Origin of the sequence: Cytobacillus oceanisediminis (genome assembly GCF_007830235.1) — a bacterium.
In the GTDB taxonomy this organism is placed as follows: domain Bacteria; phylum Bacillota; class Bacilli; order Bacillales; family Cytobacillaceae; genus Cytobacillus; species Cytobacillus oceanisediminis.
The window spans coordinates 89,590-114,263 of sequence record NZ_VLKI01000010.1 but is presented as its reverse complement, the minus strand read 5'-3'; the positions used below and the strand labels follow the sequence as shown (position 1 = coordinate 114,263).

General features: G+C 41.4%; 21 protein-coding genes. 20 read left to right on the top strand and 1 reads right to left on the bottom strand.

What is annotated here, in order from left to right; all coding sequences use genetic code 11:
• Positions 1-157: 157 nt before the first annotated feature.
• Positions 158-1,096 (bottom strand): ribonuclease HIII, encoded by a 939-nt coding sequence (rnhC, locus tag IQ19_RS16835; RefSeq protein ID WP_144543535.1) that lies wholly within the window; start codon positions 1,094-1,096, stop codon positions 158-160.
• A 183-nt stretch (positions 1,097-1,279) separates the two neighbouring features.
• Between rnhC and zapA the strand changes: the two genes are divergently transcribed.
• From zapA to uvrC, 20 genes are all read left to right on the top strand, one after another.
• Positions 1,280-1,546 carry a cell division protein ZapA gene (zapA, locus tag IQ19_RS16830; protein ID WP_144543534.1) on the top strand — a complete coding sequence of 89 codons (267 nt, stop codon included), beginning with the start codon at positions 1,280-1,282 and terminating at the stop codon, positions 1,544-1,546.
• Positions 1,547-1,548: 2 nt separating this feature from the next.
• Positions 1,549-2,091: a CvpA family protein gene (locus IQ19_RS16825; RefSeq protein WP_144543533.1), complete on the top strand. Its 543-nt coding sequence runs from the start codon at positions 1,549-1,551 to the stop codon at positions 2,089-2,091.
• Between the two features lie 402 nt (positions 2,092-2,493).
• Complete coding sequence (gene polX / locus IQ19_RS16820) at positions 2,494-4,212, top strand: DNA polymerase/3'-5' exonuclease PolX (protein ID WP_144543532.1); 1,719 nt, start codon at positions 2,494-2,496, stop codon at positions 4,210-4,212.
• Positions 4,213-4,241: 29 nt separating this feature from the next.
• Positions 4,242-6,599 carry an endonuclease MutS2 gene (locus IQ19_RS16815; protein ID WP_144543531.1) on the top strand — a complete coding sequence of 786 codons (2,358 nt, stop codon included), beginning with the start codon at positions 4,242-4,244 and terminating at the stop codon, positions 6,597-6,599.
• Between the two features lie 140 nt (positions 6,600-6,739).
• Positions 6,740-7,147 carry a DUF350 domain-containing protein gene (locus IQ19_RS16810; protein WP_144543530.1) on the top strand — a complete coding sequence of 136 codons (408 nt, stop codon included), beginning with the start codon at positions 6,740-6,742 and terminating at the stop codon, positions 7,145-7,147.
• A 364-nt stretch (positions 7,148-7,511) separates the two neighbouring features.
• Positions 7,512-9,215, top strand: a complete 1,704-nt coding sequence (locus IQ19_RS16805) for an AMP-binding protein (protein WP_144543529.1) — start codon at positions 7,512-7,514, stop codon at positions 9,213-9,215.
• 360 nt (positions 9,216-9,575) lie between these two features.
• Positions 9,576-10,160 carry a TetR/AcrR family transcriptional regulator gene (locus IQ19_RS16800; RefSeq protein WP_110067888.1) on the top strand — a complete coding sequence of 195 codons (585 nt, stop codon included), beginning with the start codon at positions 9,576-9,578 and terminating at the stop codon, positions 10,158-10,160.
• 41 nt (positions 10,161-10,201) lie between these two features.
• Positions 10,202-10,975, top strand: coding sequence for an enoyl-CoA hydratase (locus IQ19_RS16795; protein ID WP_144543528.1), 774 nt, complete (start codon positions 10,202-10,204; stop codon positions 10,973-10,975).
• Between the two features lie 427 nt (positions 10,976-11,402).
• Positions 11,403-12,176, top strand: a complete 774-nt coding sequence (locus IQ19_RS16790; RefSeq protein ID WP_144543527.1) for an electron transfer flavoprotein subunit beta/FixA family protein — start codon at positions 11,403-11,405, stop codon at positions 12,174-12,176.
• 40 nt (positions 12,177-12,216) lie between these two features.
• Positions 12,217-13,194: an electron transfer flavoprotein subunit alpha/FixB family protein gene (locus tag IQ19_RS16785; protein ID WP_144543526.1), complete on the top strand. Its 978-nt coding sequence runs from the start codon at positions 12,217-12,219 to the stop codon at positions 13,192-13,194.
• A 206-nt stretch (positions 13,195-13,400) separates the two neighbouring features.
• Positions 13,401-13,715, top strand: a complete 315-nt coding sequence (trxA, locus tag IQ19_RS16780) for a thioredoxin (protein WP_110067892.1) — start codon at positions 13,401-13,403, stop codon at positions 13,713-13,715.
• A 213-nt stretch (positions 13,716-13,928) separates the two neighbouring features.
• Positions 13,929-15,137, top strand: a complete 1,209-nt coding sequence (locus IQ19_RS16775) for a hypothetical protein (RefSeq protein WP_144543525.1) — start codon at positions 13,929-13,931, stop codon at positions 15,135-15,137.
• 147 nt (positions 15,138-15,284) lie between these two features.
• Positions 15,285-16,232 carry an SDR family NAD(P)-dependent oxidoreductase gene (locus tag IQ19_RS16770; protein WP_144543524.1) on the top strand — a complete coding sequence of 316 codons (948 nt, stop codon included), beginning with the start codon at positions 15,285-15,287 and terminating at the stop codon, positions 16,230-16,232.
• Positions 16,216-17,169 (top strand): lysylphosphatidylglycerol synthase transmembrane domain-containing protein, encoded by a 954-nt coding sequence (locus IQ19_RS16765; RefSeq protein WP_144543523.1) that lies wholly within the window; start codon positions 16,216-16,218, stop codon positions 17,167-17,169. Before IQ19_RS16770 ends, IQ19_RS16765 begins: the two co-directional genes overlap by 17 nt.
• Positions 17,153-18,655, top strand: a complete 1,503-nt coding sequence (locus IQ19_RS16760) for an alkaline phosphatase family protein (protein WP_144543522.1) — start codon at positions 17,153-17,155, stop codon at positions 18,653-18,655. Before IQ19_RS16765 ends, IQ19_RS16760 begins: the two co-directional genes overlap by 17 nt.
• Positions 18,612-19,406: a glycosyltransferase family 2 protein gene (locus IQ19_RS16755; RefSeq protein WP_144543521.1), complete on the top strand. Its 795-nt coding sequence runs from the start codon at positions 18,612-18,614 to the stop codon at positions 19,404-19,406. The genes IQ19_RS16760 and IQ19_RS16755 overlap by 44 nt, the downstream gene beginning before the upstream one ends.
• 53 nt (positions 19,407-19,459) lie before the next feature.
• A complete protein-coding gene (locus IQ19_RS16750; RefSeq protein ID WP_144543520.1) occupies positions 19,460-20,206 on the top strand; it encodes a hypothetical protein in 747 nt (248 codons plus the stop codon).
• 26 nt (positions 20,207-20,232) lie between these two features.
• The gene (locus IQ19_RS16745; protein ID WP_144543519.1) at positions 20,233-21,177 is read left to right on the top strand and encodes an FTR1 family iron permease; all 945 of its coding nucleotides are present in this window, start codon (positions 20,233-20,235) and stop codon (positions 21,175-21,177) included.
• Positions 21,178-21,292: 115 nt separating this feature from the next.
• Positions 21,293-22,765 carry a glycosyltransferase family 39 protein gene (locus IQ19_RS16740; RefSeq protein ID WP_158638844.1) on the top strand — a complete coding sequence of 491 codons (1,473 nt, stop codon included), beginning with the start codon at positions 21,293-21,295 and terminating at the stop codon, positions 22,763-22,765.
• Positions 22,758-24,551 (top strand): excinuclease ABC subunit UvrC, encoded by a 1,794-nt coding sequence (gene uvrC / locus IQ19_RS16735; protein ID WP_144543517.1) that lies wholly within the window; start codon positions 22,758-22,760, stop codon positions 24,549-24,551. Before IQ19_RS16740 ends, uvrC begins: the two co-directional genes overlap by 8 nt.
• The last annotated feature ends 123 nt before the right edge of the window (positions 24,552-24,674 follow it).

Sequence of the window (24,674 nt, the reverse complement as noted above, 5' to 3'; positions counted from 1 at the left end):
AAATGCAAAATTGGCCGATAAATGTCCGATTTTGGCCGATAAATACAAAACTGAAAGCGGAAATACCTTGAGAACCGGCTGTTTTTCAGCCTATCCGTATTATATAAAAGGCTTATCTATAAAACAGCCATTTTTCTTTTAGAGTTACTGTCTTTCATTACTTATATTTCCGGCTATACAGCTTCATTGCTTTTTCAGTATTGGCAAAGTGCAGCTTCACAAAAGCGGGCAGTGCTTCTCGGCCTTTTTCCTTGATCAATCGTGCAGCCGCTTCATCTACCTTGGAGCCGGCGCCTTTAGTAAGCGTAAATCCAGCCTGTTTGCTTAAATTTTCGAAATGGCGTACAAAAGCATAGCGGGCCAGTATGGATGCAGACGCTACTGCCAGGTGGATTCCTTCGGCTTTCGTGCTAAAAAATACACGCTCCCTCTGGATGGTTTGCTGATTTTTTAAATAGTTATAGTAAATCTCTTCTTTGGCAAATTGGTCGATCAGTATAGCTTCAGGCTTTTCAGGAGCTATTTTACCAAGAACATGCCCAATCGCCTGATTGTGCAGCAAAGCCTTTATTTTTCCTTGTGACATGCCTGATTGCTGCAGCTTGTTGTATTTTTCATTATGCAGTGTTAAAAGGCTATGCGGCACGATATCCTTAATTTGCTTTGCAATTTCAATGATTTTTTCGTCCCCAAGATTTTTTGAATCCTTTACGCCAAGTTCCTTCAGCAAAGGGATTTGTTCTTTCTTTACATAAGCTGCGACAACGGTGATCGGGCCAAAGTAATCGCCGGTGCCAACTTCGTCCGAACCTATCACTGAAAGGGAGCTGATATTTTCCGGCAGGTTTGCTGCTGCCGGGCTCTTCTTTTTGCTTGGCTGGGCGCTCCCTGCCGTATTTCCCCATTTCTTGGCTTCTGCTTCACTTCCGCCCCCCTGGAATAAGACTTTGCCTGATTTATAGGCTGTGATTGAACAGCCCGGAACTTTTGCCGCAAATATGCTTCCTGGGGGCTGCTTATCGTTCAAATGCCGTGAATAATAGGTCTTCATTTCTGAAATTTCATTAGCTTTTTTTAAAAGTACAACTTGGCTCATTTTATATCTCCTCTATTGTTATATTCGTTTAGTGTTTTTGCGCTATTTCAGATCCGCTTCCCAGCCCTCTTTTGGAAAAAGTTTTACATGAACGAAGCTCTTTTGACATGCTTTGACTTCCCACCAATATTCGTTCATGTTATGATATTGATTAGGATTCTTTAAAGAAGGAGGGCATGGACGTTGTCAAATATACAAAAAAATCGAACAAGCGTTGATATATATGGACAGCAGTATGTAATAGTAGGCTCCGAGAGCTCCAGCCATGTTCGCCTTGTTGCTTCGCTGGTTGACGATAAAATGCGTGAAATCAGTTCGAAGAATCCTTCACTCGACATTAGTAAGTTAGCCGTGCTAACGGCAGTCAATGCTGTTAATGATTATATAAAGCTGAAAGACCGTCTGGAACGGCTGGAAAACGAATTAAATAGAGTAAAGGACGGAAAATAGTCATGCTGGATCTCGCAATTATCATTATATTAATTTTTGGCTTTTTCATTGGGCTAAAAAGAGGGTTTATCCTGCAGTTAATCCATTTAACAGGATTTATTATCGCTTTTATAGTAGCCCGTATGTATTACCAAGAACTTGCTCCCAAGTTGACCTTATGGGTTCCATATCCCAGCTTTAGCAGCGACTCGGCGATTCAAACGCTTTTTGAGAATGCAAATCTTGAAGATGCTTACTATCGCGCCATTGCATTTGTCGTGATTTTTTTTGCGGTAAAAATCCTGCTGCAAATTATTGGAAGTATGCTCGACTTTGTCGCCCATCTGCCGATATTAAAGCAGCTTAATGTTTGGGCAGGCGGCATTCTCGGATTTATTGAAGTCTATCTTATCATGTTTATTCTATTATACATAGCCGCACTGGTTCCAATTGAAGTGTTGCAGGGACCTATTAATAATTCCTTTCTCGCGGAACAAATGGTTAAGAATACGCCTGTTCTCTCCAAGCAGTTAAAAGAAATGTGGGTTGAATATATGGCCGCGTAACTTCTCTATTTCTAGAGAAGTTTTCTTTTTGAAAGGCTGTTTCTCATAGATTGTTGGTTTAGCTTATGAATGATACCCATTGATTTCAGCACGGGGCACTCAGCGAACCCGCGGGGAGGAATGATAGTCTCCTCGGCTTCGCTGTGGGGTCTCTTACTCCCTCTCCTCCCGCAGGACATTGGAAAAGAATCCTTGAGTAAACACCGCACGAAGAAAATGCGAATGCATTTTCGAGGAGTCAAGTGCCCTCCGCTCCAATCAACTCAGTTGGTTAAACTTAGTTTACAGTTAAAAAGCAACATACTTTACGAAAAAAGCCTTTTGAAAATGGCCATTATTTGAAGTTGCCCCGCTAAATAAGAGATAATATTGATACTAAACCGTTATGGGCAGGTGGTTTGAATGAGTATAAATAAAAAAGATGTGATCAGGCTTTTGGAAACAATCGCCGTTTATATGGAATTAAAGGGAGAAAACCCTTTTAAAACAGCTGCTTTCCGCAAGGCCGCACTTGCACTAGAATCAAATGATGAAAGTTTATCTGAAATTGAAGACTTTACAAAGTTGTCCGGCATCGGAAAAGGGACTGCGGCCGTAATTGAAGAGTACATTAAAGAAGGACAGTCTTCCGTGCTGGATGAACTTAAAGAAGAGGTTCCTTCAGGCTTAATTCCGCTGCTCCAGCTTCCAGGCTTGGGAGGCAAGAAGATTGCCAAGCTTTACAAAGAATTAGGCGTAGGAAATGCCGCAGACCTAGAAGAAGCATGCCGTAATAAAAAAGTACAGGAGCTTGCAGGCTTTGGTAAAAAGACCGAAGAAAAGATATTGGCTGCCCTTGAAAACGCAGGCTCAAGGCCGGAACGCCTTCCTCTTGCATTTATGCTTCCGATAGCGGAAGGCATTGAGGCAGCGTTAGCTGATATGAAAGACATCAAAAAATACTCCAGGGCAGGAAGCTTAAGGAGAATGAGAGAAACGATTAAGGATCTCGACTTTATCATAGCTACCGAAAACCCTGCATCTGTTAAAGAGCAATTATTAAATCTTCCAGGAATTAAAGAGGTTATCGCTGCAGGAGATACAAAGGTTTCCGTCGTGTTTGATCATTCTTATGATATATCGGCTGATTTCCGTTTGGTGGAGCCGCATGAGTTTGCGACAACTTTGCATCATTTTACCGGATCGAAGGACCATAATGTCAGAATGCGTCAGCTGGCCAAAGAGCGCGGGGAAAAAATCAGTGAATACGGCGTTGAAAATATAGAAACTGGTGAAATTCTTACTTTTTCAACTGAAGAAGATTTTTATGCCCATTTTGGACTTCCTTTCTTCCCGCCTGAAATTAGGGAAGATGGGAAAGAAGTAGATGAATTTACGAAAGATATGGCACTAATATCCCTTGAAGATATCAAGGGCGACCTTCATATGCACTCTACATGGAGTGATGGTGCCTATTCAATTGAAGAAATGATCGAAGCCTGCCGGGCCCGGGGATATAAGTACATAGCAATTACAGACCATTCACAGTACTTAAAAGTGGCCAATGGGCTAACTGCTGAAAGGCTTCGCCAGCAAAAAGAAGAAATTAAGCTTCTTAATGATCAATTTGATGATTTTACGATTTTATCAGGCGTAGAAATGGATATTCTGCCTGACGGTTCGCTTGATTATGATGATGATCTTCTTGCCGAGATGGATATTGTCATAGCTTCCATACATTCCTCTTTTTCGCAGCCGAAAGAAAAAATTATGGCCCGCTTAAAAGCAGCCTTGCAGAATGCCCATGTTGATATTATTGCACATCCTACCGGTAGATTGATTGGCCGGAGGGAAGGCTATGAAGTGGATATGGGGATGCTCATTGAATTAGCAAAAGAAACGAATACAGCATTGGAGCTGAATGCAAATCCAAACAGACTTGATCTTGCCGCAGAGCACATCAGGCAAGCGCAAGAAGCGGGCGTCAAGATCGTTATTAATACCGATGCACATAAAATAGACACACTAAACCATATGGAAATTGGCGTTTCCGCGGCTAAAAAAGGATGGATTAAGAAGGAATCTGTCCTTAACGCTATGGAGACAGAAGATCTGCTCAAATTCCTGAAGGAACGCAAATAGGAAATTGGGCTTGAAAGGGGAAAGTCCTCATGCAAGAACGCGTTTTGAAGATACTTGAATTTAATAAAGTAAAAGAACAGCTGCTTGAGCACGTTTCATCTTCCTTGGGAAGGAAAAAAGCAGAAAATATTCTTCCTTCAACAGATTATGAAGAAGTTATCCGCAGGCAAGAGGAAACGGATGAGGCAGCTACTGTGCTCCGTATTAAAGGTAATATCCCATTGGGAGGCATTTTTGATATTCGACCGCATGTGAAAAGGGCGGTTATTGGGGGAATGCTGAGTCCACAGGAGCTCACTCAGGTTTCCAGCACGATTCATGCAAGCAGGCAGATGAAAAGGTTTATTGAGGATTTTGTAGAAGAAGAAAGCAGCCTTCCTATTTTGCAGGGATATACGGATAAAATTATTGTTTTGGCGGATCTTGAAACATCAATCCGCAATGCTGTCGATGATAACGGTGAAGTGCTTGATAGTGCAAGCGAGGCGCTCCGTTCACTCCGCAATCAGCTGCGCACAAAGGAATCCCGTGTAAGGGAACGCCTGGAGAGCATGATTCGTTCTTCCAGCGCACAAAAGATGCTTTCCGATGCGATCATCACCATCCGCAATGACCGTTTTGTAATCCCTGTGAAGCAGGAGTACCGCGGCCATTATGGCGGCATTATCCATGACCAAAGTTCATCCGGGCAAACTTTATTTATAGAGCCTCAATCGATTGTCCAGCTAAATAATGAACTTCAAGGCATCAGGGTAAAAGAGCAGCAGGAAATTGAACGAATTTTGATTGCAATGTCTGGACAGGTAGCGGAACAGAGCGGTGAACTGGAGACGATTGTGGAAGTGCTTGGGAAAATTGATTTTATGTTTGCTAAAGCAAGGTACAGCAAACGGATTAAGGCCACCAAACCCAAAGTCAACAATGAAGGCAGGATATCTTTATTTAAAGCGCGCCACCCGCTTATTCCTGCTGACGAAGTGGTCGCCAATGATATCACCTTGGGAGATGAATACTCCACCATTGTTATTACTGGTCCAAACACGGGCGGTAAGACCGTTACGTTAAAAACGGTTGGCCTTTGTACATTAATGGTCCAGGCAGGCCTGCAGATCCCTGCTTTGGATGGTTCGGAGACTTCGGTTTTTGGGGCTGTTTATGCTGATATTGGGGATGAACAGTCAATTGAACAAAGCTTAAGTACCTTCTCTTCGCATATGGTCAATATTGTCGATATCCTGAATCATGTCGATTTTAACAGTCTTGTTCTATTTGACGAGCTTGGAGCTGGAACAGATCCTCAGGAAGGGGCTGCCCTTGCGATTTCCATCCTTGATGAAGTATACAAGCGCGGAGCCAGAGTCATAGCCACTACCCATTATCCTGAACTCAAAGCCTATGGCTATAATAGAGAAGGAGTTATTAACGCAAGTGTAGAATTTGATATTGAAACGCTTAGCCCAACCTATAAGCTGCTGATCGGTGTGCCGGGACGAAGCAATGCTTTCGAAATATCAAAACGGCTGGGGCTTAATGACAAAGTGATCGATACCGCCAGATCCTATATTGGGGCAGATACAAATCAGGTTGAAAAGATGATAGCCTCCCTTGAAGAAAGCCGCAAGCAGGCAGAAGCTGACAGGGAAGAAGCAAATGATTTATTAAAAAATGCAGAAAAACTCCATAAAGATCTGCAAAAGCAAATGATTGAATTTTATGAGCAAAAAGATTCAATGCATGAGAAAGCAGCGGAAAAAGCTGCAGATATCATTGAAAAAGCTAAAGATGAGGCAGAGCAGATTATTCGTGATTTAAGAAAGATGCGCATGGAAAAGCATGCAGAGGTTAAAGAACATGAGCTGATTGAAGCGAAAAAACGATTGGCTGAAGCTGCTCCGCAGATTAGCAAAACACAAAACAAAGTCAAACCGAAAAATGATAAACACGCCTTCGCACCCGGCGATGAGGTAAAGGTTTTAAGCTTTGGACAGAAAGGCCATTTGCTGGAAAAGGTGTCGGATAAGGAATGGCAAGTCCAAATAGGGATCTTGAAAATGAAGGTTGCCGAGAAAGATTTGGAATACATTAAGAGCCCTAAACCAGTGGAAACAAAACCAATGGCTACAGTAAAGGGTAAAGATTTTCATGTCAGTCTTGAGCTGGATTTGCGCGGCGAACGCTATGAGAATGCCCTGCTTAGGGTAGAAAAATATATTGATGATGCTCTATTGGCAGGATATCCGCGTGTGTCGATTATCCATGGAAAAGGTACCGGGGCCTTGAGGCAGGGTGTCCAGGAATATTTGAGAAACCACAGATCTGTGAAAAAAATCCGATTTGGCGAAGCTGGAGAAGGCGGGACAGGTGTTACAGTTGTTGAGTTTAAATAAGATGTTTGGCTTTCAGGCCTCTCTTCTAGTTTAGCAGCGGGGCCAGGGGCTTTTCTTAAAATCGTTTGATCATGGCAGCGAGATCTGCTTTGAACCGAACATCTAAGAAAAGACCTTAAATTCCAACGGGGAGAATGGAAATGAACCAATTTTGGGAAAATGAATATATTCAGACAGCCGCATATTACAGTGTTGTCATTTTGTGTATGATTGTTTTTTTAGCCATTTTTGAACTGGTAACCAAGTACCGTAATTGGGAAGAAATCAAAAATGGCAATATTGCTGTTGCAATGGCAACAGGGGGGAAAATATTCGGGATAGCCAATATTTTCAGGCATTCTATTTTGCATAATGATACATTATTAACAATGATTGTCTGGGGAGTTTTTGGTTTCATCCTATTATTGATCGGTTATTTTATCTTTGAATTTTTAACTCCGAAGTTTAAAATTGATGAAGAAATCGAGAATAATAACAAAGCGGTCGGCTTTATTTCAATGGTGTTATCTATTGGTCTATCGTATGTTATAGGGGCAGGTTTATCTTAAGGAGAGATCTATTCATTGGAAAAATTAGCGAAAGTTCTGCTGGTTCTTAGCGGAGTTTTTCTTCTCATAGGAGCCATTTATATATTTTTCATCGTGTAATGTTTTAGTGATATAGATAATATAAAAAGCGCCATTGCTGTATGGCGTTTTTTTTTGTTTATAATTTTAAAGGGAATTCCCAGTACAATGGACAACCTTCTATAAAAATTTTCTGCCTATGCGAATGGTCTTATTCTAATTGTCATAAAGAGGGCATTATATTATAATAAGAATGAACAGTTAGAATGTTCTAAAAATTAATTTATGGTTATGCTCTAATTGGAGGAAACTCTTCCTTTTGGGCATTCAATAAAGGAGGGACACAATGGCAGAAACAAAACCATGGCTAGAACAGTATCCGGAAGAGATCCCCTCAACCTTGTCATATCCCAGCCAGCCGGTGCAAGATTATTTAAAGAATGCAGCAGTTGAATTCCCGGAAAAAATGGCTATCCACTTTATGGGGAAGGAATTTACCTATAAATATGTGTATGATTCCTCTCTTAAGCTTGCTGCTTATCTGCAGAGCATCGGGATAGAAAAGGGAGATAAAGTAGCGATTATGCTTCCAAATACTCCTCAGTCTGTCATCAGCTATTACGGAATTTTGATGGCTGGAGGAGTTGTTGTTCAAACGAATCCATTATATGTGGAGCGCGAGCTTGAATATCAAATGAAGGATTCGGGGGCAAAGGCAATCATCACCATGGATATTTTATTTCCAAGAGTCACTAAGGTGATGCCTCAAACAGATTTAAAACACATTATTGTAACCGCTATCAAAGATTTTCTTCCATTCCCTAAAAATCTGGTTTATCCGTTTATGCAGAAAAAGCAGTATGGCATTGTGGTAAATGTGAAGCATGAAGGGCATAACCATTTGCTTACAGAAATTTTAAAAAGGCCAGCCGAACCTCTCAGGATTTATGAGTTTGATTTTGAGGAAGACTTGGCTTTATTGCAATATACGGGTGGCACAACCGGTTTTCCAAAGGGTGTTATGCTATCGCACCGTAACCTGGTCTCCAATGCTGCGATGTGCAAAGCATGGCTCTATAAATGCAGGCGCGGCCAGGAGGTTGTTTTGGGCATTTTGCCATTTTTCCATGTATATGGAATGACAACGGTTATGATTTTATCCATAATGGATGCACACAAAATGGTACTTCTGCCAAAGTTTGATGCCGAAATGACATTGAAGACTATTCAAAAGCAGCGTCCAACATTATTTCCAGGCGCACCAACAATTTATATTGGCTTATTGAATCATCCGGATCTGAAAAAATATGATTTGTCTTCCATTGATTCTTGCATCAGCGGATCTGCCGCCCTTCCTGTTGAAGTCCAACAGAAATTTGAAGAAATAACAGGCGGAAAACTTGTTGAAGGCTATGGCTTAACAGAGTCATCCCCCGTTACTCACGCGAATTTCCTATGGGACCGTCCGCGTGTAAAAGGAAGCATAGGCGTACCTTGGCCGGATACTGATGCTGCCATTTTTTCACTTGAGACAGGTGAACCGCTACCGGTAGGTGAAGTAGGTGAGATTACGGTAAAAGGCCCTCAGGTAATGAAAGGCTATTGGAACCGACCTGAAGATACTGCTCAGACTTTAAAGGATGGCTGGCTGCTGACAGGTGACCTGGGCTACATGGACGAGAATGGATATTTCTATGTCGTGGACAGGAAAAAAGATATGATCATTGCTGGCGGGTTCAATATTTATCCGAGAGAAATAGAAGAAGTGCTTTACGAGCATCCTGCAGTTCAGGAAGTGGTAGCTGCCGGAATTCCGGACCCTTATCGGGGAGAAACTGTAAAAGCTTATATTGTGCTGAAAGAGGGTTCAGAAGCAACGGAAGATGAGTTGAATCAATTTGCGAGAAAGCATCTTGCAGCCTATAAGGTACCCAGGCTATATGAATTCCGTCAAGAGCTTCCAAAGACAGCTGTCGGAAAGATATTGAGAAGGGCACTTGTAGATGAGGAAAAAAAGAGATTAAAAGAAGAAGAGGAAAAGCGGGCTTAATTGCAGAGACCGATTCCCATCGGCTCTTTATTTTTGATGAATTATGCTTGTCCGCGGTTTAAAGGAATGTCATAATGAACTATATATTTCTGGAGGTAATTTCTTGACAGAAATGAATTGTGCCACTATTATAAAAACATGAATGATGATTCACTCATTTTGCGCTTCGGAATGAATTTTAGGAATATTTAAAATCATAGTTAAACATATTGGCTTGCTGGTTCTTATTTTACGGGTTAAAACAGCAGCAGGGATGGGGATTTCACGTTTATGGAAGGCGACCCCATCCGGCTGCTCTAAACAAAGGAAAAAGTGCACTGCCGTTTAGCTGGTTTTTAATTCTTGAGAGGAGGGGAAAGCTTGAAGAAAACGAAACCCAAATACCGGCAAATTATTGATGCGGCGGTAGTCGTGATTGCTGAAAATGGCTATCACCAGGCACAGGTATCAAAAATTGCAAAGCAGGCAGGTGTCGCTGACGGTACCATATACTTATACTTTAAAAACAAAGAAGATATCTTAATATCCCTCTTTCAGGATAAAATGGGTTACTTCGTAGAGAAAATTGAAGAAAAAATTGCAGGAAAAGAGAAAGCTGCAGAGAAACTATTAATGATGGTAGAAACGCACTTTAAAATGCTCTCTCAAGACCGCCACCTGGCAATTGTCACCCAGCTCGAGCTGAGGCAATCCAATAAAGATCTCCGCCATAAAATCAATGAAGTCCTAAAGGGCTACCTTGCCTTAGTTGAAAAAATACTGGCAGACGGCAAGGAGAGCGGGGAGTTTTCAAGTGGCCTGGACATAAGGCTTGCCCGCCAAATGATCTTTGGCACGATGGATGAAACGGTAACGACATGGGTGATGAATGAACAAAAATATGACCTGACTGCATTGGCAGAACCCGTTCATAAACTGCTGATCAACGGTTGCGGAAATGTTTGATCCCGATAAGGTGCTCTTAAAATATAGTGAGGAGGGATTTGATGGAATATTTAAAATGGTCCCATCAGGATATGGTGGCGACAATCACAATTGAACGCCCGCCGGCGAATGCTCTTTCATCCGGCCTGTTAAAAGAGCTGTCAGCTGTTCTGGATGAAATTGAACCGAATGAAGAAATCAGGGTCATTCTCATCCACGGGGAAGGCAGATTTTTCTCGGCTGGCGCTGATATTAAAGAATTTACGACAATAGAAAGCGGAGATGATTTTTCCAGCCTGTCAACCAATGGCCAGGATCTGTTCGAAAGAATGGAAAAATTCCCTAAGCCAATTATGGCAGCCATTCATGGTGCTGCTCTCGGCGGGGGATTGGAACTGGCAATGGGCTGTCATTTCCGCCTTGTTGCTGAAAATGCAAAGCTTGGGCTTCCTGAGCTTCAGCTCGGCTTGATTCCAGGGTTTGCCGGAACGCAGCGGCTTCCACGCTTTGTTGGAGCAGCACGTGCGGCTGAAATGCTATTCACAAGTGACCCAATCACTGGCCTGGAAGCTGTCCAATATGGCTTGGCAAATCATGCATACCCCGAAGAGGAGCTATTGGAAAATGCCTATAAAATGGCCAAAAAAATTGCCAAGAAGAGCCCTGGTTCTATTAGGGCAGCCATTGAGCTATTGAATTATGGAAAGACTGGACAGTTCTATGAAGGCGTTAAGAAAGAAGCAGAATTGTTTGGAGAGGTTTTTGTTTCAAAAGACGGCCAAGAAGGCATATCTGCTTTTATTGAAAAACGAGAGCCAAAATTCACCGGGCAATAGTATTTTTAAAGATTTGCCCTGAAAGATTACATTCATTCTCATAATCTATTATAATGGACTTGTATGCGGATGATTTAATCTTCAGAAGATTCATTGGTTAAATTCTGGTCTGCGAGCGAGCGGCCGCTCAATCATAAGATTATGGGCGGTCCCAGCAGATTGGCCTTTCTGTATGCCTTGAATATTTTCAATCTTTCGAAGTGCAGAAATGTTTTTATTAATGGCTATGTTAAAGTGAATTGTTGATTTTGGCACTATGCTGATTGGAGCGGAAGGCGCGAGACTCCAGCGGGAGAAGCGAGTCAAAGGGAGACCAGCAGGCGCGCGTCATGCGCCGAGGAGCGTCGGACCGCCCGCGGTTTGCTGAGCGCCTGAAGCGGAAATCAACAGGCAAATTTAACAGAGCTAAATTACTAGGAGGGAAATCATGAACATCTACGTATTAATGAAGAGAACATTTGATACTGAAGAAAAAATTACGATCTCCGGCGGAAAAATCAACGAAGATGGGGCTGAATTCATCATTAACCCTTATGATGAATATGCGATTGAAGAAGCGATCCAAGTCCGCGATGCACAAGGCGGAGAAGTTACTGTTGTTTCCGTGGGAACAGAGGAAGCTGAAAAGCAGCTTCGCACAGCCCTTGCCATGGGTGCCGATAAGGCTGTTTTAATCAATACAGAAGATGACCTCGAAGACGGAGACCAATTTACAACTGCTAAAATTTTATCAGAATATCTAAAAGATAAAGAAGCTGACTTAATTATTGCCGGGAATGTAGCCATTGATGGCGGTTCAGGCCAAGTAGGGCCTCGAGTAGCTGAACTTCTGGGCATTTCCTATGTAACAACGATTACCAAGCTTGAAATCAATGGCAGCTCTGCCACTGTAGTGCGCGATGTTGAAGGTGATTCCGAAGTGATTGAAACATCCCTTCCCCTATTGGTAACTGCACAGCAAGGCTTAAACGAGCCGCGTTATCCATCCTTGCCTGGAATTATGAAGGCAAAGAAAAAGCCGCTTGATGAACTTGAGCTTGACGACCTGGATCTTGACGAAGACGATGTTGAAGCAAAAACAAAGACAATTGAAATTTACTTGCCGCCTAAGAAAGAAGCAGGAAAGGTTCTTGAAGGCGAATTGGAAGATCAGGTTAAGGAACTGGTTAACCTTCTTCATACCGAAGCCAAAGTTGTCTGATCGTCATTAACTGAAAATAAAAACGCAGGGGGTAAAACATATGGCTAGAAAAGTATTAGTGTTAGGTGAAGTCCGTGACGGTTCATTGCGTAATGTATCCTTCGAAGCGGTAGCAGCAGGCAAGACTGCAGCAGAAGGCGGAGAAGTTGTAGGTGTTTTAATTGGTGAATCTGTAAGCGCTTTAGCGCAGGAAATGATTCATTTTGGAGCTGACCGTGTTGTGGCGGTTGAAGACGAAAAGCTAAAACAATACACTCCTGACGGCTTTTCCCAGGCTTTAATGGCCGTTATTGAATCAGAAAGTCCTGAAGGCCTTATTTTTGGACATACAGCATTAGGAAAGGACCTTGCTCCTAAAATTGCTGCCAAATTGGGATCAGGGTTAATTTCTGATGTTACAAGCCTTGAAGAAGCGGGCGGAAACCTTGTGTTTACACGTCCAATCTATTCAGGAAAAGCATTTGAAAAGAAAATCGTAACAGATGGCTTGCTGTTTGCGACAATCCGTCCGAATAACATTGCTCCATTGGAAAAAGATGAATCACGATCTGGCGATGTTTCCTCTGTTTCTGCAGAAATCAAGGATCTTCGTACAATCATTAAGGAAGTTGTTCGCAAAGCAAGCGAAGGCGTTGACTTATCGGAAGCAAAGGTAATTATTGCTGGCGGACGCGGTGTTAAGAGCGAAGAAGGATTTGAACCATTAAAAGAGCTTGCCTCTGTTCTAAATGGAGCTGTTGGCGCATCGCGCGGAGCTTGTGATGCAGATTACTGTGACTATTCACTTCAAATTGGCCAAACAGGTAAAGTTGTTACTCCAGACCTTTATATTGCATGCGGCATCTCAGGAGCAATCCAGCATTTAGCGGGCATGTCAAACTCAAAAGTAATCGTAGCCATCAATAAAGATCCTGAAGCAAATATCTTTAAAGTGGCTGATTACGGTATTGTTGGGGACCTTTTTGAAGTTGTCCCAATGTTAACTGAAGAGTTCAAGAAACTTAAAGTAAACGCGTAAAATGCAGCTGCTAAGCTAATTATGCTGCGATATACAATACAAATGGGCGGCTTTTGGCCGCCCATTATACATAAGCAAAATAAGGGTGAACAAGAATATTCCGCTCATAATAGGGTAAATTACGATCGAGCAAATTGTTAGCAACATATTATAAACGATGATATACTGTCGTTAGTATTTGAGTTGAATTTTAGGAGGCATATCAAATGGCTATTACACATGCAACTGATCAAAACTTCACTACTGAAACAGGTTCTGGTTTAGTATTGGCTGATTTCTGGGCTCCTTGGTGCGGGCCTTGCAAAATGATCGCTCCAGTATTGGAAGAGCTTGATTCTGAAATGGGCGATAAAGTTAAAATCGTAAAAATCGATGTTGACGAAAACCAGGAAACTGCTGGTAAGTTTGGCGTAATGAGTATTCCAACATTAATCGTTCTAAAAGACGGCGAAGTAGTAGACAAAGTAGTTGGTTTCCAGCCTAAAGAAGCTCTTGCTGAACTTCTTTCAAAACATGCTTAATACCTGAGAAAATCCCGATGTCCTTAAAAGGACAATCGGGATTTTTTATTTTATTCAAAAAATAGACAAATATCTTTTCATTCTCTCGTTGACAGTGAGAATCATTCTCTATATAATAGTGATTGTTAATGAAAATCATTATCATTTATTTTTTATCATTTAAATTATTCATCATATTTTCATTCATTTAGATAAACAGGGGGAATACATAACATGAAAAAGAGAGAACTAAGAAAGATTTTTGCAAGTTTCCTGGTAGCGAGTGTAGCGCTTACAGCGTGCAATAGCGGCGGTGACCAGGCTGAACAGCCAGAAGAAAACAAGCAGGAAGAACAGGCTGCAGAAGATCAAGAAGAAGTTAAAGAAGAATTAGCAGAAGAAAGCGTTGCTGTTCAGCAGATAAATGTTTTTGCTGAAATGAAAGCCGAGCTTGAAAAAATGAAAGAGAATCAAGAAGTCGATTGGGATTTGGTTATTGAGAAATATCAATCAGGTCTCCAAAATGGAGTTAACGAAGTAAATGGAGAGTTTGATGCGACAATTATGGCAGCGCTGGAAGCTGGAAAATCAGGTGATATGGATGCGAATATCGCACGCCAGCTTGTAGACAAGACAACGCAATCCTACTTCTATCAAAAACAGAAGTCGCTTCATAAAGAAGCAGCAGAACAGCTTGCCGCAGGAAATCAGGAAGAAGCAGATAAGTCATTTGAGCAAATCAAGCATCTTGCATCAGAGATTTTTGTACCAACGGCTGAAAAAAGAGATAACTACTATGAATTAAGCGGCGAAGCCAGTATCGCTGAAAATATTAATGCTGGTCTTGAAGCGCAGGAAGAAGCTCTAACATCCGGAAATGCAGATGATTTCAATGTATTTATCCAATTAACAGACAAATCAGTGTACAAGAGCTATTATCTTGCGTCAGCTTCTTATGCAGAAAAAATTGAAGCGGCTGTAGAAGAAGGCAAAGATGAAGCAGAATTAAAAAATATGCAGGCAGAAGCATGGGGCTTTTATCAAGCGATTAAAGGTTCATTATCAGGCGGAGATGAGGAAGCTGCAAACAAGTTGAATGAGCTATTTTCATTAGATGCTACAGAACCAGCTTCCATCAAAGCTGACGAAGTAAATAGCCTGTTCAATAAAGCAATTGTCGGAAAAATAAAGAGCTATCACGAGAAAGTGCCAACATCTCTTGGTGAAGATAAATTAGTTGATGCAAAAACCCAGGCTCTTGAAGGAAACATGTTCTTGAAGGCACTTCAAATCCAATTGAATGAAAAACTTGGTGAAGATAAGGCACAGGAAGCATTTACACATGCGGAAGAATGGTTTAATGCCGTATCAGAAGGCAGCCAGGAAGAAGCTAAAACCCATAGCGATGCGATCATCCAGACTGTTGATCAATTGCTTCAATAATGAAAAGGCCGCAGATTTGCGGCCTTTCTTATTGGAGAACATAATAGGATATCTGATTTCCGGCAATTGCCTGAATAGACTAGCAGGAAATCCATCTGCGGCTATGGTAGAATAGCATTTGTCTATCTAGTGTAAGGAGATGTCAGTATGAAAGTCTTGATCACAGGGGGCGCAGGCTTTATCGGAAGCCATCTAGCCCGATTTTTAATAGAAAAAAATGATGAGGTATACATAATAGACTCACTTCATTCCTACTATTCCAAGGAAAGAAAAAGAGAGCATATTAAAGAGATAAAGAATGCAGGCTTTTTTTATTTTTTTGAGATGGATTTGCTTGATAGAGAGAAAACAATTAGCACTATAAAAGAGGTTGAACCTGATACAATCATACACCTTGCTGCATTGCCAGGTGTATCGTACTCTATCTCACAGCCGCAAAAATATGTTGATTACGACATAAAAGCAACAATCAATGTTCTGGAAGCTGCAGGACAAGCAGGTGTGCAGAAGGTAATATTTGCTTCCTCCTCTTCAGTCTACGGGAATTCCGAAGGACCCTGCAAAGAAGTAATGGCAACAGGGAAGGTAATTTCACCTTATTCAGCATCCAAGTATGCAGCAGAATCTTTTTGCCACGTGTATGAGCATCTCTACGGATTTAAAATGATTATTTTAAGATTCTTCACGGTATATGGACCCTGGGGACGTCCGGATATGGCGATAGCAGGGTTTATAAAAAAATTATTAAATTCTGAAGAGGTTACGGTTTTTGGTGAGGGTTCAGCAAGGGATTATACCTATATCGATGATATTGTTAATGGAATCAATCTATCAATTGAAAAGCTTCATAGCAGCGAAATTATCAATTTAGGTTCTGGAAATCCAATCACGATGGAAGCATTGCTTGATGAATTAAAAGCGTATTTTCCTGACATGAAGGTGAAAAGAGAAGGAAGCAGAAAAGGGGATGTGGAAAAAACCTGGGCAGATATCGGTAAAGCAGGACGGCTGCTCGGCTATAAACCAGCAGTGTCTTTTAGCGAAGGAATAAGCGAGACAGTAAAATGGGCAAAGAAAAATGAGAGCATTCTTTAAATCTAAAAAAAAATATATGATCTCCGTATTTATTGTCATCTCTTTCTTAATTTTAAGTTACTTCTATTTTGACGGGGATAAAATTTTGGTCAGTCTAAGGGCTGTCTTCTCCCATCCTTTCGCTTTATTAATCATTATGGGAATTTACTTGCTTTCTTTTATCTTGAAGGCCTTCGCCTGGAAATTGTACCTTAGAGGAATTCCACGATTATCAACCTGTCTTATGGGCGTACTTTACAGCCTGTTTATCAATCATGTCCTGCCTGTAAAAGCAGGAGACTTGGTCAGAATCGGCGTTATGAAAACCAGAGAAAAGAAGATTCATGCATCAGAGGCTGTGAATTCCGTTATTGTGCTCCGGGCGATTGATTTGGCGAGCCTTATTGTCATGGCTTTTGCAGGTATTTTTGCCTTTGAAATAAAGATTCGCTTCTCTTTGGTTCTCCTGCTGGCTGCCCTTGCAGCAGGCATTATTTTGCTCGTTCTTCTTAAAAAAACTCTCCCGAAGAAGCTGGGAGAACAATATCACTTATTGAAAGAGACCATGCTTGGCAAGAACGGGATTTTGATCTTTCTATTTACATTCACCAGCTGGATTCTGGAAGCCGCGGTTGTATTCGTGACTATCATCCTCATAGCCAATCCTATTACCCCTTTGGAAGCTGTTTGGGTAAACAGCATGACCGTGGCAGGTCAGATTTTTCAAATAACACCTGGGGGGCTGGCGAATTATGAAGCAGTTATGGCGTTTGCACTTAATGCCATTGGCACGGACCTGCAGACTGGGTACACCATTGCCCTTCTTACACACGGAATAAAGTTTTTATTCTCTTATATGTCTGGAGCCATTGTCTTAATCATGTATCCTATTAAATTTAATACAATCATCCAATGGGTGAAGAAAGGAGAGGTGAATAAGAATGAAGAGCGCATCTAAATTTGAGAAATTTGCAGCCAGGTGCTGGAACTTATTGAATGAAGGGAAACCCTTTACGCCTATTTTTGTGTTTGGGACTATGCTGCTGTTTCACTTCTTTGAATTTGCCAATGGGGAAAACATCTTATATTGGTTAACAGCTTTCTTGATTGCTGCTCCTTTGCTCGTTATCTATTTTATTTATGATTTTCCACTGTTTTTACGAAATTATTTATGGATTCCTTTTGTTGTTTTTTTGATTGTTTGGAATGCAGCGTCAATCCCGTTATTGTTTTTTGCAATGGGTTTATACTTTTTCTTTACAGTCTTTTTTTGGGGAACATTATACTACCATTTAAGAATCGGGACTTCCTGGCTGAACTTTACCCGTTTTTGGAAACTGGTTCTTAAAAACAGTGACTCGACGAGCGGAAATGCCCAGGAACAGCTGCCGAAATTCCTGCTGGTTGTTTCAATATGGGAGATGTCCTACCAGAATTTAAAAAGCGCAATAGAAATTCCTTATATGGAACTGGCTTTATTCTATCTATTCATAATGATTTTTGCCTTTATCCTGCACAGAAATCTATTTGATTGGCAGCCGAAAACTTATGGAAAGTATACAAAGGAGCTTTATAATCAGCCTAGCAGTGCTGTGTCAGATAAAGTGATTGTCATTGTGATTGATGGCATGAGAAAAGAGAGGTTCTATGAAGCGGAAACACCTTTCCTTGATTATTTGAAGGAAAATGGAACTGAATATATGAATATGGAAACAGTCTACCCTGCAAGAACGGTGGTTTGTTTCTCCAGCATGTTTACCGGTACATATCCGTTTGAGCACGGCATTAAATCCAATATGGTATGGAAGCTGGGCATTAACACCGAAAGTATTTTTGATTCTTTGCGGAAAGTGGGGAAAAAAGGCAGGCTTCTGGGTATTGCGCATCTTGTAGACTCAATGGGAAGCGATGTAGAGACTGTTACAGCTGTTATGCATAATGACAAAGCGGACCCCAATATAATGGCAAGGGCCAAGAAAATTATGAAAGAGCAGGACCCGGATTTATTCATCGTACAAATGATTGCTACAGACCAGACTGGGCACAGCAGAGGGGTATTATACGATGAATACCTGCAGAAAATAAAAGAAGCGGACACTTTAGTCAAAGATTTTGTTGAAGAGCTTGAGCGTAATGGGAAAATGGAAAACACAACCTTAATGATATGCGCGGACCATGGACAGGCTGATGGCATCGGAGGGCATGGCCACTTGGATGAAGGAGAGCGTTTTGTCCCGTTTATCATACACGGCCCAAATATTCATAAAGGAAAAAAAGTAGAAGAAAAACACAGCCTTGTATCTATGGCTCCTACTATTGCTTATCTATTGGGAGCACCATTCCCTGAGCAAAGCAGGGGAAAAGTTTTGGAAGAGGCAATCCGGAAGGGGAGCGACAGGCATGAAAAAACAGACAGTGATCGTTTTTCTGCCGGCATTCAATGAAGAAGAATCAATCGGGGATGTTATACGCGGCATCCCCCGTGATTTTCATCCGCTGGCAGAAGTAAAAGTACTTGTAATCGATGATGGTTCAAAGGATCGAACGGTTGAGATCTCACGAAAAGCAGGAGCTGATTATATAGTCAGCTTTAAATCCAATAAAGGACTAGGAGCAGCAGTAAGGGCAGGTTTGCAGGAATGTTATTCAAGGGGAGCCGACATTGGTGTCATGATCGATGCTGACGGCGAATATCCGGCCAGACAGATTCCGGATTTATTGGCACCCATTTTTAGAGGCGAAGCTGAGTACACAATGGGTTCACGTTTTATGGGAACGATTAAAGGCATGAAGCTACATCGACGCCTCGGGAATTATTGTTTTACATTGGTTCAATCGATACTCCTTAGAAAATGGATTGTTGACGGGCAATCTGGCATGAGGGCTTTTTCAAGACAGGCTTTGCAGCACGCGGAAATTATCCATGATTACAATTATGCGCAGGTATTGTCTCTCAATTTGATCCGGAAAGGCTTCAGAGTAAAGGAAGTTCCCATTCAATATCGGGTCCGTTCTACCGGAGAATCATTCATCACATTCAAAGGGTATTTAAGCTCTGTTATCCCGGCCATTTGGAAAGAAATCAGAAGGCCTGTACGAAAAGTGGATATTGATTTTAAGGTCCATATGCTTGAGTCAAACAGTAAAATGGAAATAGCAAAAAGTAATGGCAAAAGTGTGACAATTGCAAATTGACATTGACAATTAGAATGATAATTATTATCATTATCAATGTAGGAGGAAGTTAGATGAACAAACTCTTTTCTTTTTGTTTGATATTGATATTCGTTCTCAATAATAGTTTTGCACTAACAGCCCACGCATATTCATATGGAGATCCTGGTGAAGAACAATTTGCTGAAGCGTATAAAGAACTGGAAGCTTCTGTTGAAAATGGCGATTGGGAAAATGCACGCAAAATCTATGAGACCTACCAGAAGGATTTTGACCTTTATTTTACAAAGGTAAAACCCGACATGGAAAAGGCATTGGACACCGAAGACAAAGACTTGCTCCTAAGAAGCTATCAGGCTGCTATGGAACTGAATGTGGAACGCCGCCTTCACTTTGCTCAGGAACAATTTGATGATTATGGGCAGGCAAAGTTATTGCTCGCAAAGGCTAGAGGCACTTTTTCAGTTTTGGAGCCTGAAGTAGTTAAGAAAGCAGATCAGGAAACTGTTGATAATATATATAAAGCTTTTGATGATGCCCTAACCGCACTTGGAAATCCGGGGTTATTCGGAATCGGAAGCAAAAACAGCGATAAAGAACTATTTGACTATAAAGTGGATTACATAAAAGAGGTCCTTCATCCTTTATTCCCGATCGTTTCTGAAGAAGAAAAGGACAAAAGCCACCTAACGGAAGAGAATCTGGGGATTTTTTCAGGGGATGATGAAGGAAATTCAACATTATGGCTCATCTTTTCAGCTGTTTTGATTGTTGCCTTTATTCTCATCATTGTTACTCAAAAGCTTCGCAAGAAAAAATAAAGCATCGTTTGAGGGGGATTCTCAAAATGGACTTTCAAGCTTTTCTCATCACACTTCGGGAAGCACTTGAAGCAACGTTGATTGTAGGTTTGATACTTTCTTATTTGACAAGGCTGAATGCTGATAAATATAAAAAATGGGTATATGTCGGCGTTCTGCTAGCATTAGTAACGAGCTTTCTCGTTGCATTGCTTTTCCAGGTTATTTTCACCGGGTTTGCCAGCTTTGGATCAGAGGTTTACCTAAAGGTTGGAATCATGTTTGCATCCGTATTCCTGCTGACCCACATGGTTGTCTGGATGGCCAAACAATCCAAAGATATTAATGGGGACATGCAAAAAAAAATAAATGCTGCGTTAACAGCAGGAAGCATAGGCGCTATGATTCTTCACTCCTATCTGATCGTCGTACGTGAAGGTGTGGAGACGGTTTTCTTCTTTGCTGCGATCAGCGGCGGAGATGTGACAAAAGTATTTCAAAGCTTTGGGGCATTGAGCGGTTTGCTTCTTGCATTAATGATCGGCTATTTGTTCTTCTCGGGTACAATGAAAATATCATTAAAAGCTTTCTTCCGTGTAACCGGCGTACTCATTATGTTCATTGCCGCAGGCCTTCTTGTTCAGGGTATCGGAGTCTTGCAGGACTTAGGAAAAATGGGTTCCCTGTATACCAATGCTGAGGGTAAGCCACAGGAACTGTACAACATTGTTCAAGTCATGCCTGAACATTACCAGGATGAATTACATTACAAACGGGATACCGGAAACGAAACGTTAATCAGCGGTCAGGTTGGACTTTTTATGGCAGCGATGTTCGGCTACAGCCATAATCCTTCTCTTGAGCAGGTGGCAGGCTACTGGATGTACTTTGGATTTGTAGCTTTGTGGATGTGGCTCATCCATAAAGGAATTTGGGAAAGAGTCCTGGCCAGAATTAAGAATAGCTTCAGTATTTCAGGCAAAACAGCTTAAGTTGAAAAAGTAAGATATTAAGTTCAAAATATTATATAGAATCCCCCAAAAAGGCTCGCAGCAGGCGGGTCTTTTTTCAGCTTATTTTTTTATTTAGCAGATAAGGATGTTTGAAATGAAGAGATTTTATCTTGTGTGGGTAATGATTTTTTATCTTGCCGCTATATACACCTATCGGTTCTGGAATGCTGTTCCTTATGCTGCTGGTTGGGATCAGGTTGACTTTTCCCTGGCAATAACAGAATTTGACCTTGTAAAAATGCAGCCCCATTTTCCGGGATATCCTTTCTTTATTCTTGGTGGAATGCTGTTTTTTATCTTTATAAAAAATCCGTCAGAGGCTCTTTCCATGTTGAATATGACATTGATGCTGCTAACCTCAATACCGCTGTTTTTTCTTGCAAGACATTATTTAAGCGTGAATAAAGCTGCCCTTACGGTTATGGTTCTGCAATCTGTCAGCTATATTGCTGTTATGACAGGCCAGCCTATGTCGGAAGGGGCGGCCTTGGCGATTATTCCATGGTATTTGTGGAGCCTGAGTGCAGCTATGAAAAAGAATCAAGTGGGAATAGGCATTATACCTGCAATATTACTGGGGCTGATCCTTGGAGTAAGGCTATCCTATGCAGTGTTTGCTGCAGGCCTCATCTTTCAGTGGCTTAACCTTTTTCAAAGACATGGAAAAAAAGCGGTACCTAAGATATTATTGTACTGCTTTATAGCTGTTATGGCCCAGCTTGTGTGGGTTTCAGCACTGGCATTTAATACAGGCGGATTTGTTTATCTTTTTCAGCTCGCTTTCGGTTTTACAGAAGGACATTTTTCAGACTGGGGAGGAACCGCTGCTGTACAAGGCCAGCCCTTTTGGGAAACGCTATTCTTTTTAATAGGCTGGAATATGCTTTGGATCGGTTTAGGTTCCGGAAATGTAATGGTCTTTATAATCAGCATGGTCCTTGCAGTTATAGCTGTTATCAAGTTTAAAAATGCACTTGATTTAAAAGGAGACCCTCTATCAATCCTCATGGTTTTATTGGGGGCTGTCTATTTTCTCTGGGCATTATTTGCCCAGAATATTGATAAACCAAGACATATCCTTCCGCTTTTGCTGCTGATTGTTTTTGGGGTTGCCGTCATTTCACTTAGAAATTCCGGTAAATTTATAAACATTGTGGTTGGATTGTTTATACTTGCCCAAACACTCACAGGGCTCTATTATGTAAAGAAGCAGGCTGAAGAGATGCCAGCGATGTATCAGCTTGCAAGTTACCTGGAAAAGAAGGAAGAAAAGTTTATCGTCTATACGTGGGAGGAAACAAGAGCATTTCAATACCTGGAGATGCCATTTTCACATAAAAGAATTTATACGTATCCCTTATTTTTACGGGATATTAAAGATAGAGAAGAAACCAGCATATATGTGACCGGCAAAGCAGTTGAAGGGTTCAAACAGCAGGGAGCAGAAGTTGAAAAGGAATTTGTAAAAGTTAGTGAGTTTCATTCAGATCCTTTATTTGATCCAGTTTATAATCAGATCGTTTTATATAAATGGAATAAGAACTCGGGAGGTGAATCGGGTGAATGATAATATTAGAAATAAATTGATGCTGCTTCCAGCACAGCCAGGCTGTTATTTGATGAAGGACAGGCAGGGTACCATTATTTATGTAGGAAAGGCGAAAATTTTAAAAAACCGCGTCAGGTCCTATTTTACCGGCTCGCATGATGGGAAAACATTAAGGCTTGTCAATGAAATCGAGGACTTTGAATACATTGTCACTTCCTCAGATATGGAAGCATTGATTCTTGAGATGAACCTGATCAAGAAATATGACCCAAAATACAATGTGATGCTAAAGGATGATAAAAGCTATCCCTTTATTAAGTTGACAGCCGAACGGCATCCGCGCCTGATTACAACCCGAAAGGTTAAAAAGGATAAGGGTAAGTATTTTGGGCCTTATCCAAATGTGCAGGCTGCCAATGAAACGAAAAAGCTTCTCGACAGGATTTATCCGCTGCGCAAATGCTCGACCCTTCCTGATCGAGTATGCCTTTATTATCATTTGGGCCAATGCCTTGCTCCTTGTGTGAAAGATGTCAGCGAAGAAGAATACAAACGTATGACAGATGAAATCGCCAGATTCTTAAATGGCGGATACAAAGATATTAAGAAGGATTTAACGGAGAAGATGGCAGCGGCGGCTGAGGAACTGGATTTTGAGAGAGCTAAAGAGCTCAGGGATAAAATTGCCCATATCGATGCAACAATGGAAAAGCAAAAAATGACCATGACAGACTTTACAGACCGCGATGTGTTCGGCTATGCAGTTGATAAAGGCTGGATGTGCGTTCAGGTTTTCTTTATTAGACAAGGCAAACTCATTGAGCGGGATGTGTCCATGTTCCCGATTTATAATGAACCGGAGGAAGAAATTTTAACATTCCTGGGCCAATTTTATTCTAAGGCCAACCATTTTAAACCGCGTGAAATATTGGCTCCCGACTCTGTCGATATAGAAATGGCAGAAAAGCTTTTGGATGTTAAAGTTTTAAAGCCGCAGCGCGGCCAAAAGAAGGATCTCGTAAAGCTTGCCTATAAAAATGCTAAGATCGCCCTGCAGGAGAAGTTCTCTTTAATTGAACGGGATGAGGAACGTACGATAAAGGCTGTAGAAAATCTCGGGCAGCAGCTTGGCATTTACACTCCCCACCGAATTGAAGCATTTGATAATTCAAATATACAGGGAACGGACCCTGTATCTGCAATGATCGTTTTTATTGACGGAAAGCCTGAGAAAAGGGAATACCGGAAATATAAAATTAAATCCGTCAAAGGCCCTGATGACTATGAATCCATGAGGGAAGTGGTCCGCCGCCGATATACGAGGGTTCTGAAAGAAGAGCTTCCTCTTCCTGATTTGATTATGATTGATGGGGGCAAAGGGCATGTGGAGGCTGTAAGGGATGTGCTTGAAAATGAGTTGGGCCTTGATATCCCTATTTCCGGCCTGGTTAAGGATGAAAAGCACAGGACATCCCAGCTTCTTTATGGCAGTCCGCTTGAAATTATTCCGCTCGCCAGGAACAGCCAGGAGTTTTATTTGCTGCAGAGAATCCAGGATGAGGTTCACCGCTTTGCGATCACTTTTCACCGCCAGCTCCGTGGAAAAAGCGCATTTCAGTCAATTCTTGACGAGATTCCGGGCATTGGAGAGAAGCGGAAAAAGCAGCTGCTGAAGGCTTTTGGCTCCGTTAAGAAAATGAAAGAGGCTTCTCTTGAAGAATTCAGAGAGATAGGCATCCCTGCAAACGTAGCGGAGGAACTGAAGCAGCGTCTTGAAGAGCAGGATGGAAAAGCGTCTACGTAATCGATTAATTGGATATAGACAGCTATTTTTTGATATGATATAATGGTTGAAACTTTATATCAATATCACTTTATAGCGATAAAGTGTGTGTTCAAAAAGAGTCTGCTGCTATTTTCCGGACTT